The sequence below is a fragment of the Streptomyces sp. NPDC004732 genome (assembly GCF_040609235.1).
Taxonomy (GTDB): Bacteria; Actinomycetota; Actinomycetes; order Streptomycetales; family Streptomycetaceae; genus Streptomyces.
This window is the reverse complement of sequence record NZ_JBEXJR010000006.1, coordinates 91,373-114,252: the sequence shown is the minus strand read 5'-3', so window position 1 is coordinate 114,252 and position 22,880 is coordinate 91,373. Positions and strand designations below refer to the sequence as shown.

The 22,880-nt window shown below is 67.9% G+C and carries 27 protein-coding genes; 3 read left to right on the top strand and 24 right to left on the bottom strand.

The window, feature by feature from the left end; translation table 11 throughout:
* Position 1: 1 nt before the first annotated feature.
* Positions 2–532 carry a tripartite tricarboxylate transporter TctB family protein gene (locus ABZV77_RS19175; protein ID WP_356257933.1) on the bottom strand — a complete coding sequence of 177 codons (531 nt, stop codon included), beginning with the start codon at positions 530–532 and terminating at the stop codon, positions 2–4.
* Entirely contained in the window at positions 529–1,512 is a 984-nt protein-coding gene (locus tag ABZV77_RS19170) for a tripartite tricarboxylate transporter substrate binding protein (protein ID WP_356257930.1), read from the bottom strand. The genes ABZV77_RS19175 and ABZV77_RS19170 overlap by 4 nt, the downstream gene beginning before the upstream one ends.
* A gap of 140 nt (positions 1,513–1,652) precedes the next feature.
* On the opposite strand from ABZV77_RS19170, the gene ABZV77_RS19165 reads away from it, so the two are divergent.
* Positions 1,653–2,339: a response regulator gene (locus ABZV77_RS19165; protein WP_356257927.1), complete on the top strand. Its 687-nt coding sequence runs from the start codon at positions 1,653–1,655 to the stop codon at positions 2,337–2,339.
* 934 nt (positions 2,340–3,273) lie between these two features.
* Here the strand turns inward: ABZV77_RS19165 and ABZV77_RS19160 are convergent.
* From ABZV77_RS19160 to ABZV77_RS19070, 19 genes are all read right to left on the bottom strand, one after another.
* A complete protein-coding gene (locus tag ABZV77_RS19160; protein WP_356257924.1) occupies positions 3,274–4,467 on the bottom strand; it encodes a site-specific integrase in 1,194 nt (397 codons plus the stop codon).
* Between the two features lie 72 nt (positions 4,468–4,539).
* Complete coding sequence (locus ABZV77_RS19155; RefSeq protein ID WP_356257923.1) at positions 4,540–4,749, bottom strand: excisionase family DNA-binding protein; 210 nt, start codon at positions 4,747–4,749, stop codon at positions 4,540–4,542.
* 465 nt (positions 4,750–5,214) lie between these two features.
* On the bottom strand, positions 5,215–6,690 hold the full coding sequence (locus ABZV77_RS19150; protein ID WP_356258976.1) for an ATP-binding protein: 1,476 nt from the start codon (positions 6,688–6,690) through the stop codon (positions 5,215–5,217).
* 2 nt (positions 6,691–6,692) lie between these two features.
* Positions 6,693–7,529 (bottom strand): bifunctional DNA primase/polymerase, encoded by an 837-nt coding sequence (locus tag ABZV77_RS19145; RefSeq protein WP_356257921.1) that lies wholly within the window; start codon positions 7,527–7,529, stop codon positions 6,693–6,695.
* Positions 7,526–8,329 (bottom strand): hypothetical protein, encoded by an 804-nt coding sequence (locus ABZV77_RS19140; protein ID WP_356257919.1) that lies wholly within the window; start codon positions 8,327–8,329, stop codon positions 7,526–7,528. The genes ABZV77_RS19145 and ABZV77_RS19140 overlap by 4 nt, the downstream gene beginning before the upstream one ends.
* 185 nt (positions 8,330–8,514) lie before the next feature.
* On the bottom strand, positions 8,515–8,826 hold the full coding sequence (locus ABZV77_RS19135; RefSeq protein ID WP_356257916.1) for a hypothetical protein: 312 nt from the start codon (positions 8,824–8,826) through the stop codon (positions 8,515–8,517).
* Between the two features lies 1 nt (position 8,827).
* Positions 8,828–9,022: a hypothetical protein gene (locus tag ABZV77_RS19130; protein ID WP_356257914.1), complete on the bottom strand. Its 195-nt coding sequence runs from the start codon at positions 9,020–9,022 to the stop codon at positions 8,828–8,830.
* 4 nt (positions 9,023–9,026) lie between these two features.
* A complete protein-coding gene (locus ABZV77_RS19125) occupies positions 9,027–9,242 on the bottom strand; it encodes a hypothetical protein (RefSeq protein ID WP_356257912.1) in 216 nt (71 codons plus the stop codon).
* A gap of 50 nt (positions 9,243–9,292) precedes the next feature.
* Positions 9,293–9,775, bottom strand: coding sequence for a hypothetical protein (locus ABZV77_RS19120; RefSeq protein WP_356257910.1), 483 nt, complete (start codon positions 9,773–9,775; stop codon positions 9,293–9,295).
* Between the two features lie 96 nt (positions 9,776–9,871).
* The gene (locus ABZV77_RS19115) at positions 9,872–10,024 is read right to left on the bottom strand and encodes a hypothetical protein (protein ID WP_356257907.1); all 153 of its coding nucleotides are present in this window, start codon (positions 10,022–10,024) and stop codon (positions 9,872–9,874) included.
* A gap of 56 nt (positions 10,025–10,080) precedes the next feature.
* Positions 10,081–11,529 carry a transfer protein gene (locus tag ABZV77_RS19110; RefSeq protein ID WP_356257905.1) on the bottom strand — a complete coding sequence of 483 codons (1,449 nt, stop codon included), beginning with the start codon at positions 11,527–11,529 and terminating at the stop codon, positions 10,081–10,083.
* Entirely contained in the window at positions 11,526–12,437 is a 912-nt protein-coding gene (locus ABZV77_RS19105) for a hypothetical protein (protein WP_356257902.1), read from the bottom strand. The genes ABZV77_RS19110 and ABZV77_RS19105 overlap by 4 nt, the downstream gene beginning before the upstream one ends.
* Before the next feature lie 88 nt (positions 12,438–12,525).
* Complete coding sequence (locus ABZV77_RS19100; RefSeq protein ID WP_356257899.1) at positions 12,526–12,966, bottom strand: hypothetical protein; 441 nt, start codon at positions 12,964–12,966, stop codon at positions 12,526–12,528.
* 9 nt (positions 12,967–12,975) lie between these two features.
* Positions 12,976–15,087 (bottom strand): hypothetical protein, encoded by a 2,112-nt coding sequence (locus tag ABZV77_RS19095; protein ID WP_356257896.1) that lies wholly within the window; start codon positions 15,085–15,087, stop codon positions 12,976–12,978.
* A gap of 126 nt (positions 15,088–15,213) precedes the next feature.
* Positions 15,214–15,462, bottom strand: a complete 249-nt coding sequence (locus tag ABZV77_RS19090; protein WP_356257894.1) for a hypothetical protein — start codon at positions 15,460–15,462, stop codon at positions 15,214–15,216.
* Positions 15,459–15,932 (bottom strand): hypothetical protein, encoded by a 474-nt coding sequence (locus ABZV77_RS19085; RefSeq protein ID WP_356257891.1) that lies wholly within the window; start codon positions 15,930–15,932, stop codon positions 15,459–15,461. The genes ABZV77_RS19090 and ABZV77_RS19085 overlap by 4 nt, the downstream gene beginning before the upstream one ends.
* Positions 15,933–16,062: 130 nt before the next feature.
* Positions 16,063–16,449, bottom strand: coding sequence for an RRQRL motif-containing zinc-binding protein (locus tag ABZV77_RS19080; RefSeq protein WP_356257889.1), 387 nt, complete (start codon positions 16,447–16,449; stop codon positions 16,063–16,065).
* Positions 16,450–16,465: 16 nt separating this feature from the next.
* Positions 16,466–17,314 (bottom strand): DUF2637 domain-containing protein, encoded by an 849-nt coding sequence (locus tag ABZV77_RS19075; RefSeq protein ID WP_356257886.1) that lies wholly within the window; start codon positions 17,312–17,314, stop codon positions 16,466–16,468.
* Positions 17,311–17,643: a hypothetical protein gene (locus tag ABZV77_RS19070; protein ID WP_356257884.1), complete on the bottom strand. Its 333-nt coding sequence runs from the start codon at positions 17,641–17,643 to the stop codon at positions 17,311–17,313. Before ABZV77_RS19070 ends, ABZV77_RS19075 begins: the two co-directional genes overlap by 4 nt.
* A gap of 613 nt (positions 17,644–18,256) precedes the next feature.
* Here ABZV77_RS19070 and ABZV77_RS19065 point away from each other — a divergent pair.
* Together ABZV77_RS19065 and ABZV77_RS19060 are read left to right on the top strand one after the other, a co-directional pair.
* Entirely contained in the window at positions 18,257–19,024 is a 768-nt protein-coding gene (locus ABZV77_RS19065; RefSeq protein WP_356257881.1) for an XRE family transcriptional regulator, read from the top strand.
* The gene (locus ABZV77_RS19060; protein ID WP_356257879.1) at positions 19,024–19,497 is read left to right on the top strand and encodes an NUDIX domain-containing protein; all 474 of its coding nucleotides are present in this window, start codon (positions 19,024–19,026) and stop codon (positions 19,495–19,497) included. The genes ABZV77_RS19065 and ABZV77_RS19060 overlap by 1 nt, the downstream gene beginning before the upstream one ends.
* Here the strand turns inward: ABZV77_RS19060 and ABZV77_RS19055 are convergent.
* The 3 genes from ABZV77_RS19055 to ABZV77_RS19045 all read right to left on the bottom strand — a co-directional run bounded on the left by ABZV77_RS19055 (position 19,494) and on the right by ABZV77_RS19045 (position 22,679).
* Positions 19,494–20,054, bottom strand: a complete 561-nt coding sequence (locus tag ABZV77_RS19055) for an HD domain-containing protein (protein ID WP_356257876.1) — start codon at positions 20,052–20,054, stop codon at positions 19,494–19,496. The genes ABZV77_RS19060 and ABZV77_RS19055 overlap by 4 nt on opposite strands.
* Before the next feature lie 11 nt (positions 20,055–20,065).
* Positions 20,066–20,512 carry a winged helix-turn-helix domain-containing protein gene (locus ABZV77_RS19050; RefSeq protein ID WP_356257874.1) on the bottom strand — a complete coding sequence of 149 codons (447 nt, stop codon included), beginning with the start codon at positions 20,510–20,512 and terminating at the stop codon, positions 20,066–20,068.
* Positions 20,513–21,731: 1,219 nt separating this feature from the next.
* Positions 21,732–22,679, bottom strand: a complete 948-nt coding sequence (locus ABZV77_RS19045) for a hypothetical protein (RefSeq protein ID WP_356257871.1) — start codon at positions 22,677–22,679, stop codon at positions 21,732–21,734.
* Positions 22,680–22,880: the final 201 nt, after the last annotated feature.

The following is a 22,880-nucleotide window of genomic DNA, read 5'->3' as shown; positions in this document are numbered from 1 at the left end:
GTCACAGCACTCCCATCAGGGGGCCGCCCGGCAGGGGCACGCCGAGCAGGTTGTTGAAGACTTCGTACGTGACGACGGAGAGCCCGGCGGCGATGAGCGGGTCGCGGTCGAGGTGACGGCTGCCGAGTGCGTAGGCGGCGCCCCAGAAGAGCAGGGCTCCGGCGATCGGGAAGCCGACCGGTTCGATGAGGACGGCGGTGGCGAGGAAGACGCCCGCCAGGAGCAGGACGGTGCGCCAGTCGGCGGGTTCGGCCAGGTCGATGTCCTCGCCGCCCTCGGCCTCGCCGCGGCCGCCGCGCAGCACGTCGACGGCGAGCAGCAGGGCGACGACGAGCAGCCCGATACCGACGGCGATCGGCACGGTCTTCGGTCCGATGGGGCCGCGCTGGGCGATCTCGACGTCCATGGTGAGGGCGTCGGTGAGGACGAGGGCGCCGAGGGCGAGGAGCAGTACGCAGACGCCGAGTTCGGAGTGTTCGCGCAGCCAGGAGCGGCTCGGCGGCGGCTCGTGGGGGACGTCGGTGGTGGTCACAGTCCCAGCTCCTTCAGTACCGACACGACGCGCTTGTCCTGGGCGTCCAGGAAGTCGCCGAACTTCTCTCCGGTCAGGAAGGCGTCGTCCCAGCCGTTCGTCTGCAGGGACTTGCGCCACTCGGGCGAGTCGTGGAGCTTCCTGATCAGCCCGGTGAGCTTCTTGCGCTCGGCGTCGCTGAGGCCCGGCGGGGCGACGATGCCGCGCCAGTTGGTGAAGTCCACGTCGTAGCCGGACTCCTTGAGGGTGGGTCCGTCCAGGCCCTTCACCCGCTCGGGCCCGGTGACGGCGAGCAGCCGCAGCTCCCCCGACTTGATCTGGTCGAGGTACTCGCCGACGCCGGAGACGCCGAAGGAGACCTTGCTGCCGAGGATGGAGGCGAGCAGTTCGCCGCCGCCGTCGAAGGGGACGTAGTTGACCTTCTTCGGGTCGATGCCCGCGGCGCGCGCCATCAGCATCGGGGCGAGGTGGTCGGGTCCGCCGGGGGACGAGCCGCCGCCGACGGGCACCTTGCCCGGGTTCTTCTTCCAGGCGTCGACGAGCTGCCCGATGGTCTTGTACGGGGAGTTCTTGGCGACCACGACGACGTCCTGCTCCTCGGTGAGCCGGGCGATGGGTGTGGTGTCGGCGAGCGTCTTGGGCGAGTCGTTGGAGCGGGCCGCGCCGACGACGCCGAGGCCCATGGACATGGCGAGCTTGCCGTTGCCGTGCTCGCCGACGAGCCGGGTCAGGCCGACGGTGCCGCCCGCGCCCGGCAGGTTGAACACCTCGATGTTGTGGGTGAGTTCGGCGTCCTCGGCGTTCTTCGCCGCGGTGCGTGCGGTGATGTCGTAGCCGCCGCCGGGCGTGTTGGGGACCATGAAGCGCAGGCCGGGGATCTGTGTGCCGGTGTCGGCGCCGCTGCCCGTGGTGAGCAGCGGCGGCGCCACGAGCACGAGGAGGGCGGCCCCGAACAGGGCGAGGGGGGTGCGCAGGCGCACGTGTGCCACCACCTGTCGGTTACGTCGGAGTGGGGATGGGTGTGAGGTGGCCCACATGTTGCCCGGGCGTTAACAACCTGTCTCTCTTCCGGAACCAACGGACGTTGTGGTCGTTGTGGTCGCGCCCATAGCCTGCGGCGATGACAAGGGTGCTGGTCGTGGACGACGACTTCATGGTCGCCAAGCTGCACAGTCGGTACGTCGCCGCGGTGGAGGGCTTCACCGTGGTCGGGGCCGCCCACAGCGGCGCCGAGGCGATCGACGCGGCCCGGCGGCTCCGCCCCGACCTCGTGCTCCTCGACGTGTATCTGCCCGACATGGACGGCATCGCGGTGCTGCGCGAGCTGCGGGCGGCCGAGGAGCGCGATCCGGCGCGGCGGCCGGTGGACGCCCTGTTCATCACGGCGGCGCGGGACGCGGAGGTGGTGCGGGCGGCGCTGCGGGCGGGCGCCCTGCACTACCTCATCAAACCGTTCAACCGGACGGCGCTGCACGAGCAGTTGCGGCACGTGGCGGCGTTGCGGGCCCGCCTCGACGGCCTCGACGAGGCACGCCAGGAGGACGTGGACCAGCTCTTCGGCACCCGCCCGCCGGGCTCCCGGGAACTCCCGAAGGGCCTCGCGGCCCACACGGCGGACCTGGTGGAACAGACCCTGCGCAACCACCCGTCCGGCCTCTCGGCATCGGAGTGCGCGGAGGCGGGCTCCCTGTCCCGCGTGAGCGCCCGCCGCTACCTGGAGTTCTTCGCGGACACGCGCCGCGCCGAGGTGACGCTTCGCTACGGCGGGACGGGGCGGCCGGAGCGGCGGTACCGGTGGGTGGGGTGATCCGCCCCGGCGCGCATTCGCCTGGCTCTCCCCCTGGTTGAGCCTGGCGATCCCTGGCGAATGGTGGCGCTGGGTCGAGCGGGCACCTGGCGCGCCGGTAGGTTCGAGAGGACCGGCGATGTCTCTCCCGGAACGCCCGCCCGGTCGGGGCGGGGCCCAACTCGGTTGGGTACGCAGAGAGACAGGAGCCGGACACGATGGACGGATCTAGGCGGAAGGGCAGGTGCCGCAGGCGCCCCCGGTACGAGTGGGTGCAATTAGCGGCGCTGTCCCTCACGGCTGTCACCGCCATCGCGGGGTGCGTCGAGCGCTTCATGTGACGCATGAGGTGTGAGCCGGACGGCTGGTCGGGCGGATGAGCGAGCCCGGCCGACGGATGCTCGGCCGGACTCACCCGCCCCGCGCACGGGCCTGGCTCCGGGCTGCATTCCCGGAGTCAGGCCCTTGTACGTGCGCAAGGAGCATTCGGCGCCCCGGCCGCGGGCCTGCGCGGGCGCTCCTGGACGAGATAACCCCATGTCACGGCATGCATCAAGCCGCTACGACCACCCCATTCGGCAATTTGCGGCTTTTGCCGGTGGCGAATGATCTTGCTAACCCTGGCGTCTGGGTGGCGCGAAAAGGAGAACTCCCAGGTGGCGAAGTGCCGGGGGTAGCGAACCCTGGCGTATTGGCGCCCCGGTCAGGCCAATCGCCGGACGCGCGGGAGGTATGCGTGGTATGGCGTGGCACGGATCCCTTCGGGATCGCACGGATCCGCCCGTAGCTCATGTAGCGGTCAAACAGGGGCGTCCGAGGACCCAGTCTGAGCCCTCGGTTAGCCCTCCCTTAAAGCGACCGTAAGCACCGCGGTAGCACATCACAGCAGGTCAACCAGCCTTTGCGGCTCAGGGAAAGAGGTCTGGGGAGCCAGACAGGGAGCCACGACCGTGGACTAGATCGGCTCGTGCGCCCCAGCCCCCTCAGGGGGCTCTCCCTCAAAGATCTCATCCATCACCTCCGCGCCCTCCGTAATCACCGGGCGAAGTTGCTTCCGGTACACCCGTTCCGTGGTCGCACTCCCCCGGTGCCCAACCAGCCGCGAGATGACTTCGATTCGCAGCCCGTGGTCGGAGAGCAGGGACACGAAGCTGGTACGTAGCTCGCGCGGGGTCCAGTCCCTTGGATTCTCGAACCCCGCCTCCTTGAGCAACCGCCGAAAGTTGCGCCGGACGTCCAGCGCAGTCCGCCGCTCCCCCACCACAGAAGGAAACACCAGGCCGTTGGAGTCCCACTCGCCTCCAGCCGCTTTGCACTCTGCCTGCTGCCGTGCTCGGTGAGCGTTCAGCACCGGTACGACGTGCCGCGGCATGGCGAGTGAGCGGCGGCTCTTTCGGGTCTTCGTGTCACCGCCGCGGCGCACGGACCTCCAGACATCCACGTGCGGCTTAGTGCCATCGTTCGGCGCCGTGTGCACGTGCGTCCAGGTGAGCGGACGGGCCTCCTCAGTGCGAACTCCCACCAGGAGGGAGAGGACCACGTACACGTGAATCCACGTCCCCATCATGGATTGGAGAACCGCCTCGGCCTGCTCAAGGGAGAGGGACTTGCTCGGCCGACCGGGTCGCCCCTCGGGGACCTCAACCCACTCGGCGACATTGCGCGTGGCTTTCCCTCTGCGCTGTGCGTGGCTGATGGAGCGCCGCAGTACCGAATGAACCATCTTCAGAGACTGTGTGGACAGTACGTCCGCCTTCTCCTCAAGCCATTCGTCCAGGTCGTCCGCCTCAAGCTCACGCAACTTGGCATAGCCCAGGTCCGGCTCGATGTGGGTTCTGGAAAGACTCCTATAGGTCTCGATGCTGCTGACCTCACGCCCTTTGAGCCCCTGGCGGAACCAGTCCTTCACGGCCTGGGAGACCGTGTAGTTAGCTGGCGTCTTTCGACCTGCCTCAAGCTCCTTCTTCAACTCCCTCAGCTTGCGCCGCACTTCAGTCTTGGTCTTGCCAGACACCTTGGGCCGGATGCGCTTGCCTGCTGGTGTGTGCCCGAGGGAAACAGCTCCCACGTAGCGAGCCTTGGACTTGTCCCAGTAAATCGAGTCTTCGCCATGGCCCGCCCTGCGTCGCCCCTCGGAATCCTCGGTCATCCGCTCCTGCCTTCCCATGCGGCCAGGCAGGGCCCACCGGGGCGGGCCCTGCCTGGGGTCTTGCCCTAACTGCTATGCGGCTGCTTGCGCTTCTCGTTTGAGCAGCTCGACGTACTCCGTGGCGTACTCGGGCGGAACAAGTCGGCGTCGACCGATCCGGACCGTCTGGAGCCGCCCAAGGCGGATTTCCTCGTAGATCAGTGAACGGCCAATAGCGAGAGCCTCGGCTGTCTCCTCCGGGGTGTAGAGGAGCCTGGCGACAGGTACAGCGGTGGCACTCATCAAGGAGCCTCCTCGGCGGTACTTTTCTTGCCTTCGAGAGATGAGCCCGTGGGCCCGTGTCTGTCCTAGGTGCGGATTTCTGCGTCATCACGTCACCTGCGTCAATCAGGCTTCTGACCTGCGGGTTTGGGTGACGCAGCAGGATGGGCCCTGCGTCATCAGTGACACGGGCTCTCGTCACGCGGGTGACGCGGGTGACGCGGGGGTGACGCAGGATTCGCCGTCTGCGTCACCGTTGTCTGTGCAGGTCAGTGGCCCTCTGTCGGGCCGTGATGACGCGGTGACGCAGATCTTCCCTACTTAGGAAAAAGACGGGGTGGTTTCTGTGGTTCTACGTCGCCCCTCAGAACTTGAAGAGCGGGCCGCTTCGCGGCGCGACCTTTGCAGGGCGGCGGAGCCGCCGAACAGCAAGAGGAGCACACCCGGCGGGGGGTGTGCTCCTCTTGCTTGTCCGCCTGCGCGCGGTCAGAACGCGATCTGCTGTGCGTGCGGCGGGGGCGGGGGCTGGCGGCTGAGCTCGATGTAGCGGGCGGCGCGGGTGCGGCCCCACTCGACCAGGACGCCGCGGGAGGCCAGGGTGGGCTGGATGCGCCGGAGCCGGTCGGAGAGCACCTTGCCGGTGGTGGGCCAGCCCTTGGGCAGGGGGCGGCAGTCCTCGCCGCTGTAGAGGGCGGTGAGGCAGTGCAGCCACTCGGCCGACGTCATCCGTACCTCTTCGCCGGGGGCGAGTTCGGCGGCGTGCTGCAGGACGGTCTGCGCGAGCAGGTCGCCTTCGATGACGTCGTCGTTCAGGTCGTCCAGGCTGGCCCGGTAGGCGGCCAGGGTGCCGAAGCTCATGGCCGCATCCAGCTGGGCGCACAGGTGCGCGAAGTCGGCCATGCGCAGGTCGGTGGGGGTTTCCGCTTCGGCCGCGCGGACCTTGACGGTCAGGTCGAGCAGGGAGCCGAGGACGGTGGGCAGGATTTCGGCGTACTCCGCCCACAGCTCTGCTTCGGTGCGCCGCACCCGGGGGCGCTCCAGGCGCAGGGTGAGGAGGCGTTCGGCGAGGTCGGGGCGGATGATGCCGACGTCGATGCCGGTGAGCAGCACCGGGCGGCGGTAGCGGGAGCGGACGACGTCGCCGTCGGTGAACAGCGCGCGCTTGATGCTCTCGGCGCCCGTGATGACGCAGCACATCAGGTCCGACAGGTCCGGGGCCAGGTGCGAGAGGTTGTCCAGAGCGGTGATCCATCCGGCCGCCACGGCCGTGATCATGTTCTCTTCGTCCTTCGGGGGGCGCCGCAGGTCGCTGCTCATCCCCTCGATGATGCGGATGAGCATCCGCCCGGCGGTCGACTTGCCCGCGCCCTGCGGGCCGGTCAGGAACGGCGCCGGGACCGGGACGGACGGTTCCAGGCAGCCGATGAGCCAGGCGACGGCCAGGCACTCGGTGGGGGCGTCGGCGAAGTTGCACAGCCGCAGCAGCTGATCCAGGCCCTTGCCGTTCGTGTCCCGGGTGGGGAGGGGGAGTTCGCCGGTGAGCTGGGTGCGCCGCCAGCAGACCTCTTCGGGGCCGGGGATGCGGATGTCCCAGCCGGTGGAGTGGATGCGCACGGACTGTCCGTCGTCGCGGCCCAGGTCGAGCCAGGTGGCGCCGTCGAAGCCGGGGGCGACGCGGATGTGCGTGGGCTGTACCTGCTCGGTGAGCGCGAGTGCTTCGATCAAGTCCAACGCCTCCTTGAGGGCGGTTCCGGTGAAGACGCCGACCTCGTCACGGAAGAGGCCGACCATGAGTTCTTGGCGGTGGCTCCCGGTGGTGCCCTGGGAGCGGATGGGGCGGGCCACGGGGTGGCCGGTGCGCTGGGCGTACACGGTGCCGTCGACCGTGCGGAAGTACCGGAAATGGGCCTGCGCGTAGTCGGTGATGACCTTGCGGGCCGGGTCCTTCTCGTCGTCGGACACGCTCACAGCTCCAACGTGTAGCGGGCGTTGGCCCACGCGTCCGCGCAGTGTCGGGGCGTTTCGCCCTTGGCCTGCGCGGCGGTGAACAGGCGCACGACGTGTGCGTCGGTGAGGCAGCCGCACCGGCCGTGGGTGGAGAGCACCGCCAGGAAGGTGCGGTAGACGGTGGCGTGCACACCGCTGGTGGCCTCGGTGATGGCCTGCTCCGCCATCGTGAGGCCGCGGGCCAGGTAGGCGGGCGTGCGGTGCGGGCAGGCACCGCCTCCGCGCGGAGCAGGAGCGGCAGCGGGGTCGGGCACGGGCCGGGCCAGGGCTGGCTTCACGGCGAGCGCGCGGACGGTGTCCGGCAGGACGGTGATGGTGCCGGTGCCGAACCCGAGCCACCGGGCGTAGGCCATGGTCGACTTGATGTCGACGCCGGGCCGCACGGCGTTGGCGGACTGCATCCGTCCGAGGTAGAGCCAGTGCTCGCCCCGGGTGGTGGACACGGTCTGAGTGGCGGGCAGGCTTTGGCGGGCCCACGCGATGGCGTCGGCGTCGTCCAGGTCCACGACCGTCAGCCCGGCCCCGCCCGGGTGGTAGGCGACCGCGCTCGCGCACAGCCACGCCCTGCGCCAGATACCGGAGCTGATGACATCCGGGTCGGTGGTGGCGGCGGCCCAGGCGTGGCACGGGGCCGGGCAGGCGCACGGCCCGGGGCTCTTCATGTTCGGTCGGCCGCCGCATGCGTTGTCCGCGCAGCGGCGGCAGTTGCCGAACGGCATCTTTCCGGCGCGCAGCGGCAGGACTGGCACACCGGAGGCGGCCAGGGATTGAGCGGTGTGCTGGTGGTCGTTCATGCGGCGCTCCGGTCGGTGAGGAGCATCTGGCGGTGGGTGGAGATGGCGTTGATGACCCGCTTGCGCCACTTCAGGGCGTAGGGCAGGCAGTTGGCACAGTTCTTGTGGGGATGGCCCGGCAGTGGCGGGCGGCGGCGCGCGTGGGAGCTCCAGGCGGCGGAGTCAGCGGAGGCCAGCAGGTGGCCGACGCGCTCCAGGCCCAGGATCTTGAACCCGAAGCCGTGCAGGCGCAGCCCGTGGGCGGCCATCGCGGTGACGATGGCGGCGCCCTGCTTGGTGGACTGCAGGCGGCAGACCGAGCCCAGACCCACGATCGACTCTGCCCGGAGGTCGACCCCGGCCCGGTCGTACATCTCCAGGCAGTCCTCATAGGCCTCTACGCGGTCGCCTTGGAGGACGGGGGCGATGCGCAGGTCGGGGGCCAGGGAGCGCAGTTCCAGGAAGTTCTGCACGGTGCGGCGCTGGTGTTCACGCACGCTCAGGTGGGTGCCGACGAAGTGCTGGCCGCCGAAGGAGCCGCCGTTGATGATGGCGTCCTCGCACATCCAGTCCTGTGGGGCGGCCCAGTCGTAGGGGCCCACGTGCTCCCAGATCCGGCGCAGGCTGTCCACGTACTGGCGCGGGGTGCGCAGCCAGGCGCCCTTGCGCTGCAGTTCGGTGAAGCCTCCGCTGTCGATGGCGTAAGGACCCCGGGCTTCATCCCACTTGACCGCGCGGTCGAAGTGCTGGGCCTTCAAGAACAGTGGCACCTTCGTCATCCGCAGCCAGTGCCGTTTGTGGGTGGTCAGGTAGAAGCGCATCCCCGGCCACGGGATACCCGGCGCGGGAGCTCCCGCGTGGCCACCACGGTCGCTACGCCCTAAGGGGGCTCGCCGAAGGTCGATGGTTTGGGTCATGCTGGAGACCTCCATCAGGTCTGTAGATGATGGGTGGACAAGGGCGGCCCCAGTTCTTTGGCGAGATGCGGGGGCCGCCCTTGGCGTAGCTACTGGCTCTTGGCCCACGCGGCGTACTCGCGCCGGACGTAGTGGCGCGGGTCGCAGGTCGCGGGCACGCGATCGAGGTCCATCAGGTACTGGGCGGACGCGTCGGCCACTTCGGCGGCGTCGCCGTGGATGCCGACGGCCTCGTCGGTCAGGGCGATGCGGTCCAGTACGGCAGCCTTGCGGAGCCAGTACTCCCGGTCCGTAGCGTCCAGGTCCGGGTCCCGTGCAGTGCGGGCGGTCCAGCCGATTTCCCGAAGGATGTTCGGGGCTGCGGCGTATGCCTGCTCGGGATTGATCCAGTCGGTGTCCATGTCAGTGCTCCTGGGGCCCGGTGCGGATGACGGCGAAGGTGTCGGTGATCGCGTCGTAGTGGATGTGGACCGGGCCGGGCGCCTCCGTGCGTGCCTGGGTGGCACGGTGGGCGGCCACGAGGGAGGCTCGGGGGTTGCCAGCCGGGTAGGTGTTCAGGCTGACGGTGTGGTGTCCGGTGCAGTCGCGGCAGGCCATGGCGCTACTCCTGACCGTGGGTACGGGTGTCGGTGATCTGTGTGCGCTCGGGCCGCGGGGTGGTGTTGCCGCTGTCGTCGCGCTGCCCAATCAGGGCGGCCACGGCCAGGAGGAGCGGGATGATCACAAACCAGAGCCAGGCGGGGCGCCGGGCCCGAATCGGGTCGACGGGAGTGATGCTGATCTCGTATCGGATGTGGTCGCGCTTGCCTAACAGCACGGTGAAACCTCCAGGTTGAGGTGGCGCAGGTGTGGGGCTGGTCGGTTCATTCAGTGCAGGCGGGTGCGTGCGAACCCGCGCGTGTGCGTGGTGACGGTGTAGTGCTCTTGGTGGACGGGACCTTCGTAGTGGTGGTGGGTTTCGGTGTTGGCGGCCTTGGCGGACCGGATCGCGGAGCCGACAGCGGCAACGACGGATGCGACGGCGGCGATGGGCAGCGTCACGAACAGCACGCTGGACAGGGTCACGGCGGCGAAGCCCTGGCAGGCGAGCCAGATGCCGCAGCCGAGGCCGACGAAACCGGCACCGACGCCAACGGCGACCACGGCGGTGCCCGCGGCCCAGGGCGGGACGATCCGGTGGTCGGGCTGCGGGACCGGGGGTGTGCTGCCGTGGGGCGGGAGCGGTGAAGTGTCGCGGTAGGAGGTGGCCGTGGGCGCCGGTTCGGGCCGGTAGGCCTCTTCGATGATCCGTCGGGCCTCGGCCGCGGCGTCCGATTCGCTCAGCGACGTGAGGTCTGGAGGTTGGGGCACGGCGGGGTGCTCCCTTCCGTGAGGAGTCGTCTGGGGAAGGCGAAGGCCCCGGACACTTGCTCTCCGGGGCCTTCGGCGTATGCGGTTGTGGGCAGGTCAGTCGTCATCGTCCGGTGTGATGTTGATGGCGTCGCAGTTCCAGCACTCCCACTCGGCCGGGAGTTGGTAGCGCTCGGTCCAGAAGCCGACCGGTTTCCCGTAGACGGAGCAGTCCGCACCGCACGACCAGCAAACGAAGTCGAAGTCCATGCCGGACAGGATGACGAGCGGCACTGACAGCGACTAGATGCACTGCCCGCGACGGGTCAGCGGACCAGCGCGTACAGGCCATGTCCGACGCGCTCGACTTCTTCGGCGTCGGCGAGCATGCCGAGCCGGTTGCGGACCGAGCCAACCTTCACCGGCTTACCGCCGTCGGCGTTCACGGCCGCGGTGACGGCGTCGGCGGTCATGGGCTCCTCGTCTGCGGCCAGGACGACGCGGATGCGGTCCTCCAGGAGCTTCGCACTGCGTCCGCCGCTGGCCGCCTGGGCCTTGGCGGTCTGCCTGGCCTGCTCGTCCTTCACGACCTGACACAGCGCCCACATGGCCGAGGTGCCGCGTACGGCGTAGGCCTCGCCCGCGGCCTCCAGGGAGTCCTCCTCCAAGCGCTCGGGGTCCCCGGGCCCGTACAGAGCGAGGATCTCCGGGTCCAGGCCCGGGGTGGGGGTGATGGAGCCGATCCGGAAGTGCCGCATCATCGACATCGGGTGGGGTCCGGACAGCAGATACGCGGTGCCCTGGGTGTCGCAGAAGTCCTCGTCCTCTTCCGTGTCCGGGGCGAACTGGCTTCGCAGCGTGCGGGGTTTGAGGGTCTTGGGGATCGGCATGAGCTGGACTCCGGCGGGCAGCAGCCCGTCCGCGACCAGCTGGCGCATCATCGACGACGACCAGCGCAGCAGGGTGACTTCGCCTTCCTTGAGCATGGCACGCAGCGTGTCCGAGCCCCCCAGCTCCTCCAAGTGGCTCGCCTGGGCGTCCAGTTCCTCCCCCACTCCGACGGAGCGCCCGGTGCGGCCCAGTTCCTTGACGAGGTAGGTGGCCTCTTCTCGGTAGGGGGCGCCCTTCTCCAGGAGCCGGTTGGCCTCGTCGATGCGCACGGACAGCAGCGGGTCCGGGTCGCCGATCAGGAAGGCGTTGCGGCCCATCGCCCGGTAGCGGGGCTGGCGGGCCTGGGTGGCGACGGCCACCGCGGAGCGGAGCATCAGGATCACCTCCTCCTGGGAGGTGGCGAACCAGTCGACGTTGCCGTCGGCCTCGGGGGCGGACTGGCCACCCTTAAGGTCGCCGTGCCACGTGACGATGCGATTGCGCTTCTCGCAGGCCAGCGTGTACTGGACCGTGCGGGACTTGCCTGAGCCGGTCGTACCGAAGTTGAGCGCGCGCTGCGCGGAGCCGGTGCGCGGGTCGTACAGGCGCCGGTGGGCGGGGCGGCCGTTGTGGTAGCGGCCGACCACGATCCGTCCGTACCGGTCCATGAGCATGTCGCTTGGTGAGGGCGGCGGCATCGTGGCGAGTGGGTTGGAGGGGTAGATCGTGACGATCGCGTGCCGGGAGCCGTCGGTTTCCACGACGATCCGGCCCGGGTCGGTGATGTTGAGAGCGGATGCCAGAGCGGCCTGGTCGTAGCGGATGACCTTGCCCAGCGGGACCGTCAGCATGAGTTCTACGATCCGGTCATCCGGGAGGGCGGGAACAGGCGTAGCGGTGGTCATGCGTCGACTTCCTTCCTGGTCATGGAGCCGAAGTTGATGGCGGTGAGGGTGGCTTCGGGCATGGCGAGCGGCGCGATGCGCTCGGCCCATACGGTCGCGGCGTCCGGCTCCTGTTCGTCGGCCTTGCCGACGGTGAGGAGCTGCACGGAGGCGCCACGGCCGGGGGCGGGGCCGATGTTGATGAGTTCCACGGGCACGTCCATGAGCGCGGACAGGCGCTTGAGGGAGATGTCCGGGACCGGCTCGCCCGGGGTGATGGAGTGGATGACCGCACGCATGGCCTGCTCGCCGGTCTGCTCGATGTCCTGCAGAACGGTGCCGGGTGCGGCGCCCTCCTCGGTGGCCGCGTTCTCCGCCCACCACCGGGCGACCGGGTGGCTGTGGGGCTGGTCGGTCACCGCCAGGTCGCTGGTCTGCTTCGTGGGCGGGGGCGGGACGAGCATGTGGCGGGCCGTGCGCGCCGGGCGCAGCCACCAGATACCGGCCGACCACAGGGACACGGCCAGGACTTCACCCCAGTGGATGCCGGGCACGAGCTGCTCGGCCAGCAGGAGCCCGGTCAGGCTCGCCCCCGGAGCCGTGTAGAGCAGGGCGGTGGTGCGGGCCTGGTGGCTGGGCTCCCTGCGGGTGATCGTGCTCGACCCATTGTGGAACTGGTGGTGCTCCTTGACCTCCGTGTACCTGGCAGCGCGGTGGGTGGGCAGGAACAGCAGGCCCGTTCCGGTGGCGGCCGCGGTGGCGAGCAGCGATTCGCCCAGGAGGTCCGGGGTGAACAGGCCGGTGGTCGCGGCGGCAGCGCCCGCGGCCGTGGCTACCCGGCCCACGCGGCTGCGGGCGGTGTCGATGTGTCGGCGCGCGGTGCCGAGCTGGGCGCGCAGCCGCTCCATACGGTCGGCGGAAAGCATCATGCGGGCCGTCCTTCTCCCGGGCGCCCGGGACTTGGGAACGACGCAGCGGCGCCCGTATCGGGCCGCCGCTGCGTCGGGGAGGGGTAGGTCAGCGGTTGCTGTAGAACTCCGCCTGCGCCATGGGTACGGGCATGTTGTTGGCCGTGTCCGCCACCGGCCCGTAGTCGCCCTCGTGCCCGGCGGCGGCCTCGTCGAAGAGGGCCGACAAGTCCTCGGTCGCGGCCGCCATCGCCTCCGCGTCCTCCAGCACGGACCGCATGACGCCCGCGGCCTCGTGGTGCTCGGTGACGGTGTCGGAGTCGACGTCCAGTTCTGCCATCTGGTCGGCGAGCCGGTCGACCGAGGTCGAGCAGCCCTCCACGTACCGGTAGGTCGCGCGGACCTGTTCGCTCATGCCCCGCAATCGCACTCCGGCGGCGGTGAGCTGGGCGATGACGACGCCGTACCGCACGCCTTCCGCCAGCACCGCGCCGGTGGCCGCGATGGCCGCGCCCGCGGCGCTACCGGCCTTCTCCAGTGCTTCGCCCACGGTCTTCTCCTACTCGTTGTGGTAGTCGCGCTCAGCCGGGCGGGTGTGGCCCATGTCGCGGGCCGCATCGGCCAGCGGCTTGTGGATGGCCTCTGCGTTGCTGCCCGCGGTACTGATGGCCTCGGAGGCCCGCGGCAGGGCGTCGGCAATGGCCTGCGCCTTCGCCTTGACCGTGTCGGTCTTCTCCATCAGCCGGACGACCATGCCCTGCAGCACGCCAGGCACCTTCAGCTCAACGACCTTGGCGTGCAGGGCTTCGAGCTTCGTCATCAGCCGTTCGCAGCCCTCAGCCGCGGCGCGGGCCTCGTCCACCCCGTCGGTGATCTCCTGCGCCATGTCGGCGTCGGCGTCGATGACGTCGTGGATGGTCAGTTCCGCGTCCTGGTACTGCGTGGACTTCACCGGTGCGCTCACGAACCGGGCTCCTCTCTGCGGGGGTACGGCCGAAGTCGCGGGCCCCGGCGGTGTCGCACCGGCCTCCTGCGGCGCCGACGCGGCGGCGGGCAGGGCCGGAGGGCTCTGGCCGATGGCAGCCGGGGCTGGCGGATCGGAGGGCGGCGGATCGTCCCGTTCCAGCGTCACGCTGTGGTCCCGGGAGGCCCCCGGGGGCGGCTGCATCCCCCCGAAGCCCGGCATGCCCCCACCCGGCGGTGTCTCCCCGAAGGCGTAGTCAGAGGGATCGTCAGGTCCCTCCCAGGCACGCCCGTACCGGCCCTGCTCGGCTGCTGGCGCATCCGCCGCCGGGTCTACCCCTGCGGTGGCTCCGTCCGCGTCCCCGCCCTTGCCCCGGTTCCCACGACCGCGGTTTGTCGGACCGGTCTTGGGTCCGGTCTTCCAGGGCAGATCGGTATCCGGCTTGTGCGGGCCGGGGATCTTGCGGTCCGGGTCGTACAACGGCCGAGGCGGAGTCGTCGGCCGCGGCGGTACCGGCGTGTCCTTCTCGCTCTTCTTGGCCCCGGGCTTCTTCGGCTCCTTGGTCAGGTCTGGCTTGCCGGGCTTCGCGTCCGGCTTCTTCGCCGCGGACTCCTTGGGGTTCTTGGAGTCCTTGGCCTGGGGTTTGTTGGTGGGCTTGTCCTTCCACGGGGAGATCCCCTCAGGCGCTTTCGGGACCTTACCCTTGCTCCCGTCCTTCGCGTCGCTGGCCGCCTTTGGCTCCTTGGCGCCCTTCGCGGACTTGGCGTCGGCCGCCTTGGAGTCCTTCGCGGACTTCGTGTCCTTGGCGGTCTTCGTGTCAGCGGCTTTGGAGGACTTCCCGTCCTTGGCCGACTTGCTGTCGGAGGCGCCCTTGGAGCCTTTGAGATCCTTCGGGCTCCGGGGGTCCTTCGGCTTGCTGCTGCGGTCCTTCGCGGACCGGTCGGCGCCGGGCTTCGGGCCTGCACGCTCCTTCCCGGAAGGGTCTTTGCCCTTCCGGCTGCTGTCCGGGGTTTTCTGCGGCGCGCTGGGACTCTGCCGGGGCCCGCCGGGCGCCTTGGGGCCCGTATTGCCTGCGCGGCTGTCAGCGGGCTTCCCCGGGCCCTTCCCGCCGCCGGGGCGCAGGGAGGCAGGAGTCCGCGAACTCCCGCCCGCCCCAGGTGCCTTGCCGCCCCCGGCGGGTGGTCCGCTGCCTGCCCGGCCGTTGTTCGCCTTGAGAGCCTTGCCATACTCGGGGCCGGACTGGAGGCGCTTCTCCGCGGCCTTGTCGGCCGCCAGGCGGGCCTTGTCCGCCAGCGCCCGGCGCTGCTCGGCATTGGCCTTCACTCCCTGGGCGGCATGCCACATGCCCTGAGCGCACGCGACCCCCACGGCCGCGAGCACGGCCATGCCCATCACGACCGCATCCCGCAGCCCCGGCTTGTCCGGGTCGGCAGGAGGCGGCGGGACGAACGCCCCTGCCTCCTGCTCACCGTCATCGCCAGATTCCGCCTCCGGTACCCCAGCGACCGTCATGCGGTAGGGCGGGGCCATGCCAGACACGTCCGGGAGCTCCGGCCAAGAACCCACCGGCGCGGCCGTGGGGATCGTCAGGCCAGTGGCGTCATCGACATCGGGCCCAGGAGGGGCCCAGGCCCCGGCGTCGGCCGACGGAGGGAGGTGGACGTGAGGGAACGGCAGAAGGGTGCCGTCCCGGTCGTCGGTGGTCACGGACACTCCTTTCTGAGGGTTGACAGAACGTCACCGAATCGGGCATCCTCGCGCGGCGCGCGTACGCGCGCCGCGCCTTGGGCCCCCGGAACCCCGGGGATTGGGCGGTGAAGATGAACATGTGCATCACGCGGCGTCACGCTGGGCCTCAGCCCGCTCCTTGCCCGCAGCCCAGTTCGCGATCTCCTGCGCGAGCTCGTGCATGGCCTTGATGTCGCCCGACTTCTGGGCGCGGCGGGCGGCAGCCTTGGCCCGGTCGAAGCAGACCTTGGCCAACTCCGCGTCATTCGTCGCGGCCTCCAGGCGCGGGTTCCAGAAGGTCGCCAGGTTCTTCAGCCGCTTCAGGCCCTCGGGGGTCATTCCGTTTCCGCTCACGCCGATCGCTCCTGGTTCACCAGATCCAGGAAGTCCCCGCTTCCGGCAGGTCCGGCGGTCGGCGCCTGGACCGGCTTGGGCGGCACCGCCCCGTCACCGGCGCCGACCTGCGGCGTCTGCCTGGCCTGCTTCTTCTCCAGCGCCGCCGCCCGGCGCGCGGCCGGGATCTCATGGCGGCCCCGCCGGTAGCGGGCCTCCAACGCGAAGGTCAGGGCAGCCGCCTGCTCCAGGTGCTCCTGGATCTCCCCGAACGGCGAGCACACCCAGCGGTGCCGCCACCAGGCTTCAAAGGTGCGGTAGCCCTCGGGGCGGTTCTGCCTCCACATCGCCTCCGCATCGCTGCGAATATCGGAGACGTAGGCGGCCTGGGCCTTCAGCACCCCGCGCAACTGCGTGGCGAACGCCTCCACCATCTCGGGTTTGTTCAGCATGTCGCCGGACCACTCCGGGCCGGACGAAGATGTGCTCACGGTGGTCTTCTCCTTTCAAGAACGCCAGATCAGGCCGGGCGTGGGGGTATCCGGGTGCTGCGCAGGAACGGGGGTTGGTGCTCAGAGCTGTGACGGGCGCGGGTGGCTGCAATCTCTTGCCGCCTGCGGTTCACGCGGCGCCATGCCGGTCGGCGTCGGCACACAGAACGCACATGCCGAGCGAGGTGGGCAGGCAGTAGCTGTAGACCACGCCGCAGACGGGGCAGGTGCGGCGAGCCAGCATCGCCAGCGCGAGCGCACCCCATTTGCGGGAGGTCATCGGACGGACCGTGGCAGCACAGTCGACGCGGTACAGGTAGGCGACCATCGCCCCGCCCTTGCGACCGCGGTGGCGCAGCATCACCTGCGCGGCTACCGGCTGACCGCCCGGCCGCAGCCCTCTCTCGCGAAGCTGACGCCGAGTGGCCAGACCCTCGGGGGCCATCCGCCAGGGGAAGGTGGGGACTCCGTAGCGGGCGCCGCAAGGGTCGAAACAGTCGGTGTACGCGAGCGACATGACCGTCTCCCCCGGCTCAACTGGCGATGGCGGCGGGGAAGTCAGCCAGGTACGGCTCACGCGCCTTGACCCGGCCACGTGCCGTGCGGGCCGTCGACTCCGACGTGCCCAGCCCCACCATGGCCATCGCGTGCGTCATGCGGGCCGTGCTCGGCTGCGTGAAGTCCGTGCCGTACAGGGCCCGCACCAACTGATCCACCCGGTTCGGGTAGAGCACCGGCGGACACAGGTCGACGGCCGTCGACGACACCACGACGGGTACCGGATCAACGGTGACGGGCGCGGGCAGTTCCGGCACCACAGCAGCCTCGGCAGGCGCAGCGGGGGCGGGGCGGTCGACGCTCACCGTGACGGGCGTCAACGACGCTTCGACACCCGGCGGCGGAGCGTCGACGCCCGTCATCGCATGGCGGGCAAGGTAGGCGTGCACCTGCCGCATCAGCGCACCGAACGCCAGCAACGCAGCCACCGGAGGCACCGCAGCCACCACGTAGTTCAGGGCGTCGGCGTCCTGCCCGACCCCCGCCACGTTCAACGCGATGGAGGCACCATCCCCGGCGGTGACCAGGCCAATGGCCCACCAGTCCACCCGATGAGCCAGCGAGGCACGCAGGATCAGGAGCTCGCCGATGACGATGAACAGATCCACGGTCGCGGGCCAGGCCCAGGAGCGGGCCACCGCGTCCGCCATGCCGTGCTGCGCGGCCACCTCCTGCAAGTGCTCGTAGGACAGCCAGAACGCCGCCGCGGTGAGCACCACCGTGAGCACCCCGGCAACCGCCGTGATCGCACCGTCCACGTTGACGCGCGTCGACGCGGCTTCGACGCCCGTCGGCCGTGCCTCGACCCGAGTTGCGGCACTCATGCCGCAACCGCCATCCGCGGCGTACCGCAAACGCCCGTCCGCCGCCCCGGCGCCCTGCGCGCCCGCCGGGGCCGCGGCGCGCGGGCAGGCAGGTCGCTCGCCCTCAGCAAGGCACGGGCGTAAGCCGCGGCCACCGGGTCGACCTCCCCCAGCTCCTTGACCACGTCGCGAGCCACCGCCAGCCGCGCCGCCCTGTCCTCCGCAGACTCCCCGGCTTCGCCAGTGAACAGTTCCGTGTCAAACCCCGCCGCATGCTCGGCGAAGCCCAACGCCAGCTCCGCGAACTCCTTCGCGGTAACGGCAGTATGACCAGCAACGATGCACTTCATGGGTCGCACTCCTCTGACATCAGATGGGACGGGAACGGCCCAAACAGCGGCTCCGGGTCTAGCCACCCGGGGCCGCGCGCCGTTGTGTGATGACCTCTCGTCGAACTGCACGAGCGGCCACGGACGCCCGGCACAGAGCGCCATGTACGGCGCCGGTGTCGGGGACCGTGAGCACTGGTGCTCAGCGCGGACCTGTACGGCCCGCGGAAGGTTCTGCGCAGTCAGATCACGCAATGCCAGTCACCGCTCCGGAGAGCGGATCCGGGCAGGTCATCCGGTCCGACATGGGTGGTCGGAATGATGACCCGCACTCATCGACCGCCCGCGTTCAGACGGCTGAGTCGGCACCCTGTTGAGTTCTTCGCAGTGCGGAATCCGGGCCTTGCTGTCCGGGCACTGCATGAGGAACATGTAGTACGTGTTCCTCATCTTGAGGAGAAGAGTTCGCCCCGTCAAGCCCTTCGGCTGTTGGAGTTCAGCGAGCTCTTCGCTCTCGATGCACCTACAGACTGGCCGCGGCGGGGGCGACACTCGACTCCGCGCATGTACGACCTGGGTCGTTCTTGGCTAGCGTGAAGTCGTACCAAGTCGTCCCAAGTAGAGGGAGGTTGACGTGGCAAACGAGCGGCTGCGCGGCGCGATAGTGGACTTGGGGCTGACGTTCGATGAGGTCGCGGCACGCCTCGGGGTCGCCGCGAAGACAGTCGAGCGCTGGATCAACGAGCCCGAGCGCAAGCCATACCGGCGCTACCAGTACGCGACCGCCTCGCTGTTGAAGTGCGAAGTCTCGTACCTATGGCCGGACGAACGCACATCAGCAGAGGTGACGGCATCCGGCAACGCGGAGCTGGTGAGGCTCTATCCGCACCGGTCCGTCGTGATGCAAACCCTCTGGACGAGCCTCTACTCCAAGGCGACCCGTCACTTTGACTTGCTGGTGTACTCGGGGTTCTGGCTCACGGAAGACGCGACGTTCCATCGCATCGTGAAGGAGAAGTCCGCGGCCGGAGTACCCATCCGATTCATGCTGGGAGAGCCCACCTCACCGGCCGTGGCCGTGCGCGGCGGCGACGAAGGAATCGGTGCGACGATGGCAGGCAAAATCCGGAACGCCCTCATCAACTACGGCCCGCTCTTCGGCCTGCCTGGAGTGGAGTTCCGGCTGCACGGTACGACCCTCTACAACTCCATCTACCGGGCCGATGACGAGATGCTGGCGAACGGCCACCTCTACGGCGTCGGCGCCTACATGGCTCCCGTGCTGCACCTGCGACGCGTGCCTGGCGGTGAACTCTTCGACGCCTACGCTGAGAGCGTTGAGAAGGTCTGGGAATCGGCTCGTCCGATCTCGTCACCTGCCGATTGGGAAGGCGCTGCCTGATGAGCCGAGTCGACTACTTCCGCGACCCGAACGCGCCTCAGGCGAACTCGGTGGTGCCCTCGGTCACAGCGGTCGTCCTGGACGACGCGGGGCGATTGCTGCTCATCCACAGGACGGACAACGGCCTGTGGGCTCTGCCCGGCGGCGGGCACGATATCGGGGAGCGAATCGGTGACACCGTCGTCCGTGAGGTCGCAGAAGAGACCGGCATTGACGTCGTGGTGGACGGCATCACAGGGCTCTACACCGACCCAGAACACGTGCTGGCGTACGACGACGGAGAGGTCCGCCAGCAGTTCTCCATCTGCTTCCGCGCTCATCCCGTTAGCGGTTCCCTGCGCACGAGCAGCGAATCGAAAGAGGTCCGCTGGATTTGCCCAACGGACCTCAGTGGACTGGACATTCACCCGTCGATGATGCTGAGGATCCGCCACGGACTCGATGAATCGCGGCAGGAACCGTACATCGGCTAATCGCCGCCAGAGACCTGCGCCAATCGGCGCTCGACACGCTTCGCTGCTGCATGGATGTCGGGAGTCGCACGCTGAATGAACCGCCCGACGATGGTGTCCGGACCGTACCGCTGCACGATCTCGCCCAGCCGCTCAGTCGACGTGGTCTGTGTCCCGTCGGGCGTCGTCGTCATGTCGCAGTACAGCAGAGCGTCGACCAATTCCGGGCGCTCAAGCTCGAACTCTGCCTCTAGCTCGCCCCTCAGCCCTCGCTCCTCAGCTTCGAGCAGGGCACAGGAGTGGTGAGCAACGAGCCGAACCACCCGGTCGTCTGCCTTCTCCTGGTCTCGAAGGAACCGCGCCCCGTCCAAAGGATGAAAGCCGGTAGTAGCGATGGCCGGCGAGTACCCGATGTCGTGCAGTATCGCCGCGGCTTCCAGCAGCTCGGCATCCTCGCGAACGATCGGGGCCAAGGTGCGAGCACGCTCGGCGACCCCCAGCGAGTGCGCCCACCGGCGCGGAAGCGGATCGGACAGCAGCGATTCGGAGAGCGAGTACGCCCACTCAGTCAGTCCCATGGCGGCCAAGGCTACGGCCGAAGGTTGGGAGTTGGGAGGGCCCGCACGGTCCGCCCCTTGCCGTGGACGGTAGCGAGCAGGCCATTTCCCTCCATCTGGGCAAGGACACGGCGCACAGCGGTACGAGAGGCACCGAAACGCTCGCACAGCTTCGCTTCGGACGGGTATGGGTCCCCCACAGACAGTGATTCTTCGTCGATGATGTCGGTCATCCGCTCCGCGAGCGACCGTCGATCGCCGCTGCGGGCAACTCGCCAACCGATACCGGGAGCAGACTCAACCACACCGTCGGCTTCAAGGACCTTGAGGGCACGGCGGATCGTGTTGCGAGAGACGCCGTGCGAGTTCACGAGGTCAGCCTCTGACGGTAGAGCTCCAGTGCCGTCCCCCTCTGCAATGTCGTTACGCAGTGCCTCCGCAATGACCAGGTAGGTTCCGCGCGGGCTGGCCTCTGGCACCTCGGCTCCTCTCGCATGGCTACATCGCTCCCCCGCCAAGGGTCCCACGGTCCCATGACAAGAGAGACCGCCGCTGAGCCGTCCGCACTGCGCCATCCAGGGCTACCACCGCCGCTTCACTGCTCCCGTATCAATGGAGCTCAGTTCCCTTGAACCCACCCGAGCGGCCCTCACTCCGATGCAAAATAATCTGCATGCTCGCAAACCTACTGCCAGGAATCCGAGAAATTCGCGCCCCACTAGCCGCTGGATACATTTTACTGATCTCCCTCTGGATCGGCTTATCTGAGCAAGTTCCAGCAAGGGGTAGTGCTCAGGGTGCGTGGAAAAGCGTCTATCAACTCACCTCCTTGATTGGCACTACAGCTACCCTTGCTGGCGCAAGCTTTGCCGCCTACCTAATCGGCTGTCTATTTGAAATCCGAGCCCGTTCCATAGTCCATTGGTTCGCATTCTCAGAGTGGCGATGGAGCTTTCATCAGAGACTCCTTGGAAACCCTTTGGCAGGTCAAATCGAAGACCCAAAAATGCTAATGTGGACGGAGATGCCAGAAACAATGAGAGGCTCCGCAGAGTTGCACTCACTCCTGATTCCGAATGAATCATTCACCGCTGTACGGCGACCCGAGTGGGGCAGGCGCGCCTCACGCTCAGCCCTGATTGACCTAGCCATCCACATTAGACAAAAGGGAGGGAGGACGGTAGATCTCAACTCGGCCATGGGGAGATTTGGCGATGAACTGGACCAGCTGGCAATCCGCCTGCAGGCTAGGAACATAGATCTTTACGGCACCTACGATCGCGCCGCCGCCGAAGCGGATCTTAGAGTAAACGTCGGCTTCAGCCTATCGATACTCGCAAGCACCGTTGCAGCTAGGAGCAGCCTCGCGATCCTCCTCCTCATCCCCTGCGCCTGGTTCCTTATTGCGCGGGGGCAACAAAAGGCCCGCGAAGCCAATGACGTATTAATCCAGGCTGTAGTCTCGGGAGAATTAGAGTCGAATGTTCTTTCATCTGCCCTTCCCCAGCTCCAAATCCCCTCGCCGAGCTCCGAAGGGGATGAAGCGGAAAGGAATCCTGGTGGCGCGCCCACCCCGCCAGACAACGGCTCGATTGGTCCGACTTGAGCAAAGCCAGCGACTAGTACCCACCTGCGCGAAATAGCAGGTCGCAGACCGTGCATGATTCGGGTCCACTTGAATTCAAGCATCTGTTGCGACTACGCATCAACAATACCTGGTGGGACATCTTCTTCGCGTCCGAAGAAGATACCTTTCATCATAACCTGTCCTGGGTATGCGATATTTGGCCCGTAGAAGGAATTTGCTGTAGCGTCGACTGGAGCGTAAATCCACCGAGCCGAGTGATCGCCACTTTTATCGAAGCGAAAGAACCCGGATTCCGATCTGCCACCATCACTTACGGGGAAGAAGCCGCTCCCTGGCGATATGTCAGTTGAAAACACATCCGCACGCCTAGTGATTAGGCTCATCACATTAGGGCCTACCGTGATGTTGCGTGCGGACACGGCGCGCACCGTTCTCGTAAGTAGGCGGGCTACGGATTCCGGGTGAATCTGCCTCTTCAAAACTCTTCTTAGTTCCCTCTCCAGAGACTTGCGCTCCTCGTCTCGCAGCGGTTGACCGGCTACATGCAGGAGGAATGGTGAATCCGTTGATAGCCACTTTTGACTGACAGTGAATTCCCAGTCAGCCTCCGGTCGCCACACTTCGTCGATTCCCTGAGCGTTACTAACGACGACCAACAGAGGGTGCAGTTCGTCATGTGAAGCCGATCTCCCGAACGGCTCAGGGTTGCGCAAACCGACGAACCCGCAGCCTACAAATGAAGTGCGTCTGACAATTCTTCGCTTGCTCGGCGGGACGCCTAGTGGAAGATTCCTGATCCCTTTAGCCGCCTTCTCGGCTAGGCCTTCCATGAGCTGCACAGGATTCCCTTGTTGCCCCATAGATTCGAGGAGGAGCTCATCAGTTGGCTTCCTAATAGCGCATGCCGCAAGCCCTGTATAGGCGTAGGACATGTAGTTCCCGACAAGCGTGGCCTTATTTGCCGCCTCTTCGGCAATTTCTCCATTGAGTCTGGTCAGTCGACGGTCGGACGTTTGAACAGCGAAATTTTGCGTTAGACATGTGAGGAGTAGCGTCATCACAGCATGATTTCAGATTCCAGGGCACAAAGGCTCCCAACCAAGAAAAGAGCGATCAAAGTGCCCGTGTACGGGATAAACCCCAGGTCAAAGCACCGTTGAGGCTGAAGCAAGCCAGTCTCTTCGAAGCGCTCGGCCGCAGGTTCGAGCCCTGCCGGAGGTGCTCTTCGTATGTAACGTCCAGCCCTTCCTTGTGGAGGG

Bases quoted from the DNA above. Each gene is read 5' to 3' on its own strand.
- ABZV77_RS19115 (WP_356257907.1), bottom strand. From the start codon at position 10,024: ATGGACTTCGACTTCGTTTGCTGGTCGTGCGGTGCGGACTGCTCCGTC.
- ABZV77_RS19045 (WP_356257871.1), bottom strand. From the start codon at position 22,679: ATGACGCTACTCCTCACATGTCTAACGCAAAATTTCGCTGTTCAAACG.
- ABZV77_RS19155 (WP_356257923.1), bottom strand. From the start codon at position 4,749: ATGAGTGCCACCGCTGTACCTGTCGCCAGGCTCCTCTACACCCCGGAG.
- ABZV77_RS19165 (WP_356257927.1), top strand. From the start codon at position 1,653: ATGACAAGGGTGCTGGTCGTGGACGACGACTTCATGGTCGCCAAGCTG.
- ABZV77_RS19140 (WP_356257919.1), bottom strand. From the start codon at position 8,329: ATGCGCTTCTACCTGACCACCCACAAACGGCACTGGCTGCGGATGACG.
- ABZV77_RS19130 (WP_356257914.1), bottom strand. From the start codon at position 9,022: ATGGCCTGCCGCGACTGCACCGGACACCACACCGTCAGCCTGAACACC.
- ABZV77_RS19135 (WP_356257916.1), bottom strand. From the start codon at position 8,826: ATGGACACCGACTGGATCAATCCCGAGCAGGCATACGCCGCAGCCCCG.
- ABZV77_RS19055 (WP_356257876.1), bottom strand. From the start codon at position 20,054: ATGGGACTGACTGAGTGGGCGTACTCGCTCTCCGAATCGCTGCTGTCC.
- ABZV77_RS19110 (WP_356257905.1), bottom strand. From the start codon at position 11,529: ATGACCACCGCTACGCCTGTTCCCGCCCTCCCGGATGACCGGATCGTA.
- ABZV77_RS19105 (WP_356257902.1), bottom strand. From the start codon at position 12,437: ATGATGCTTTCCGCCGACCGTATGGAGCGGCTGCGCGCCCAGCTCGGC.
- ABZV77_RS19070 (WP_356257884.1), bottom strand. From the start codon at position 17,643: ATGAAGTGCATCGTTGCTGGTCATACTGCCGTTACCGCGAAGGAGTTC.
- ABZV77_RS19080 (WP_356257889.1), bottom strand. From the start codon at position 16,449: ATGTCGCTCGCGTACACCGACTGTTTCGACCCTTGCGGCGCCCGCTAC.
- ABZV77_RS19060 (WP_356257879.1), top strand. From the start codon at position 19,024: ATGAGCCGAGTCGACTACTTCCGCGACCCGAACGCGCCTCAGGCGAAC.
- ABZV77_RS19160 (WP_356257924.1), bottom strand. From the start codon at position 4,467: ATGACCGAGGATTCCGAGGGGCGACGCAGGGCGGGCCATGGCGAAGAC.
- ABZV77_RS19145 (WP_356257921.1), bottom strand. From the start codon at position 7,529: ATGAACGACCACCAGCACACCGCTCAATCCCTGGCCGCCTCCGGTGTG.
- ABZV77_RS19075 (WP_356257886.1), bottom strand. From the start codon at position 17,314: ATGAGTGCCGCAACTCGGGTCGAGGCACGGCCGACGGGCGTCGAAGCC.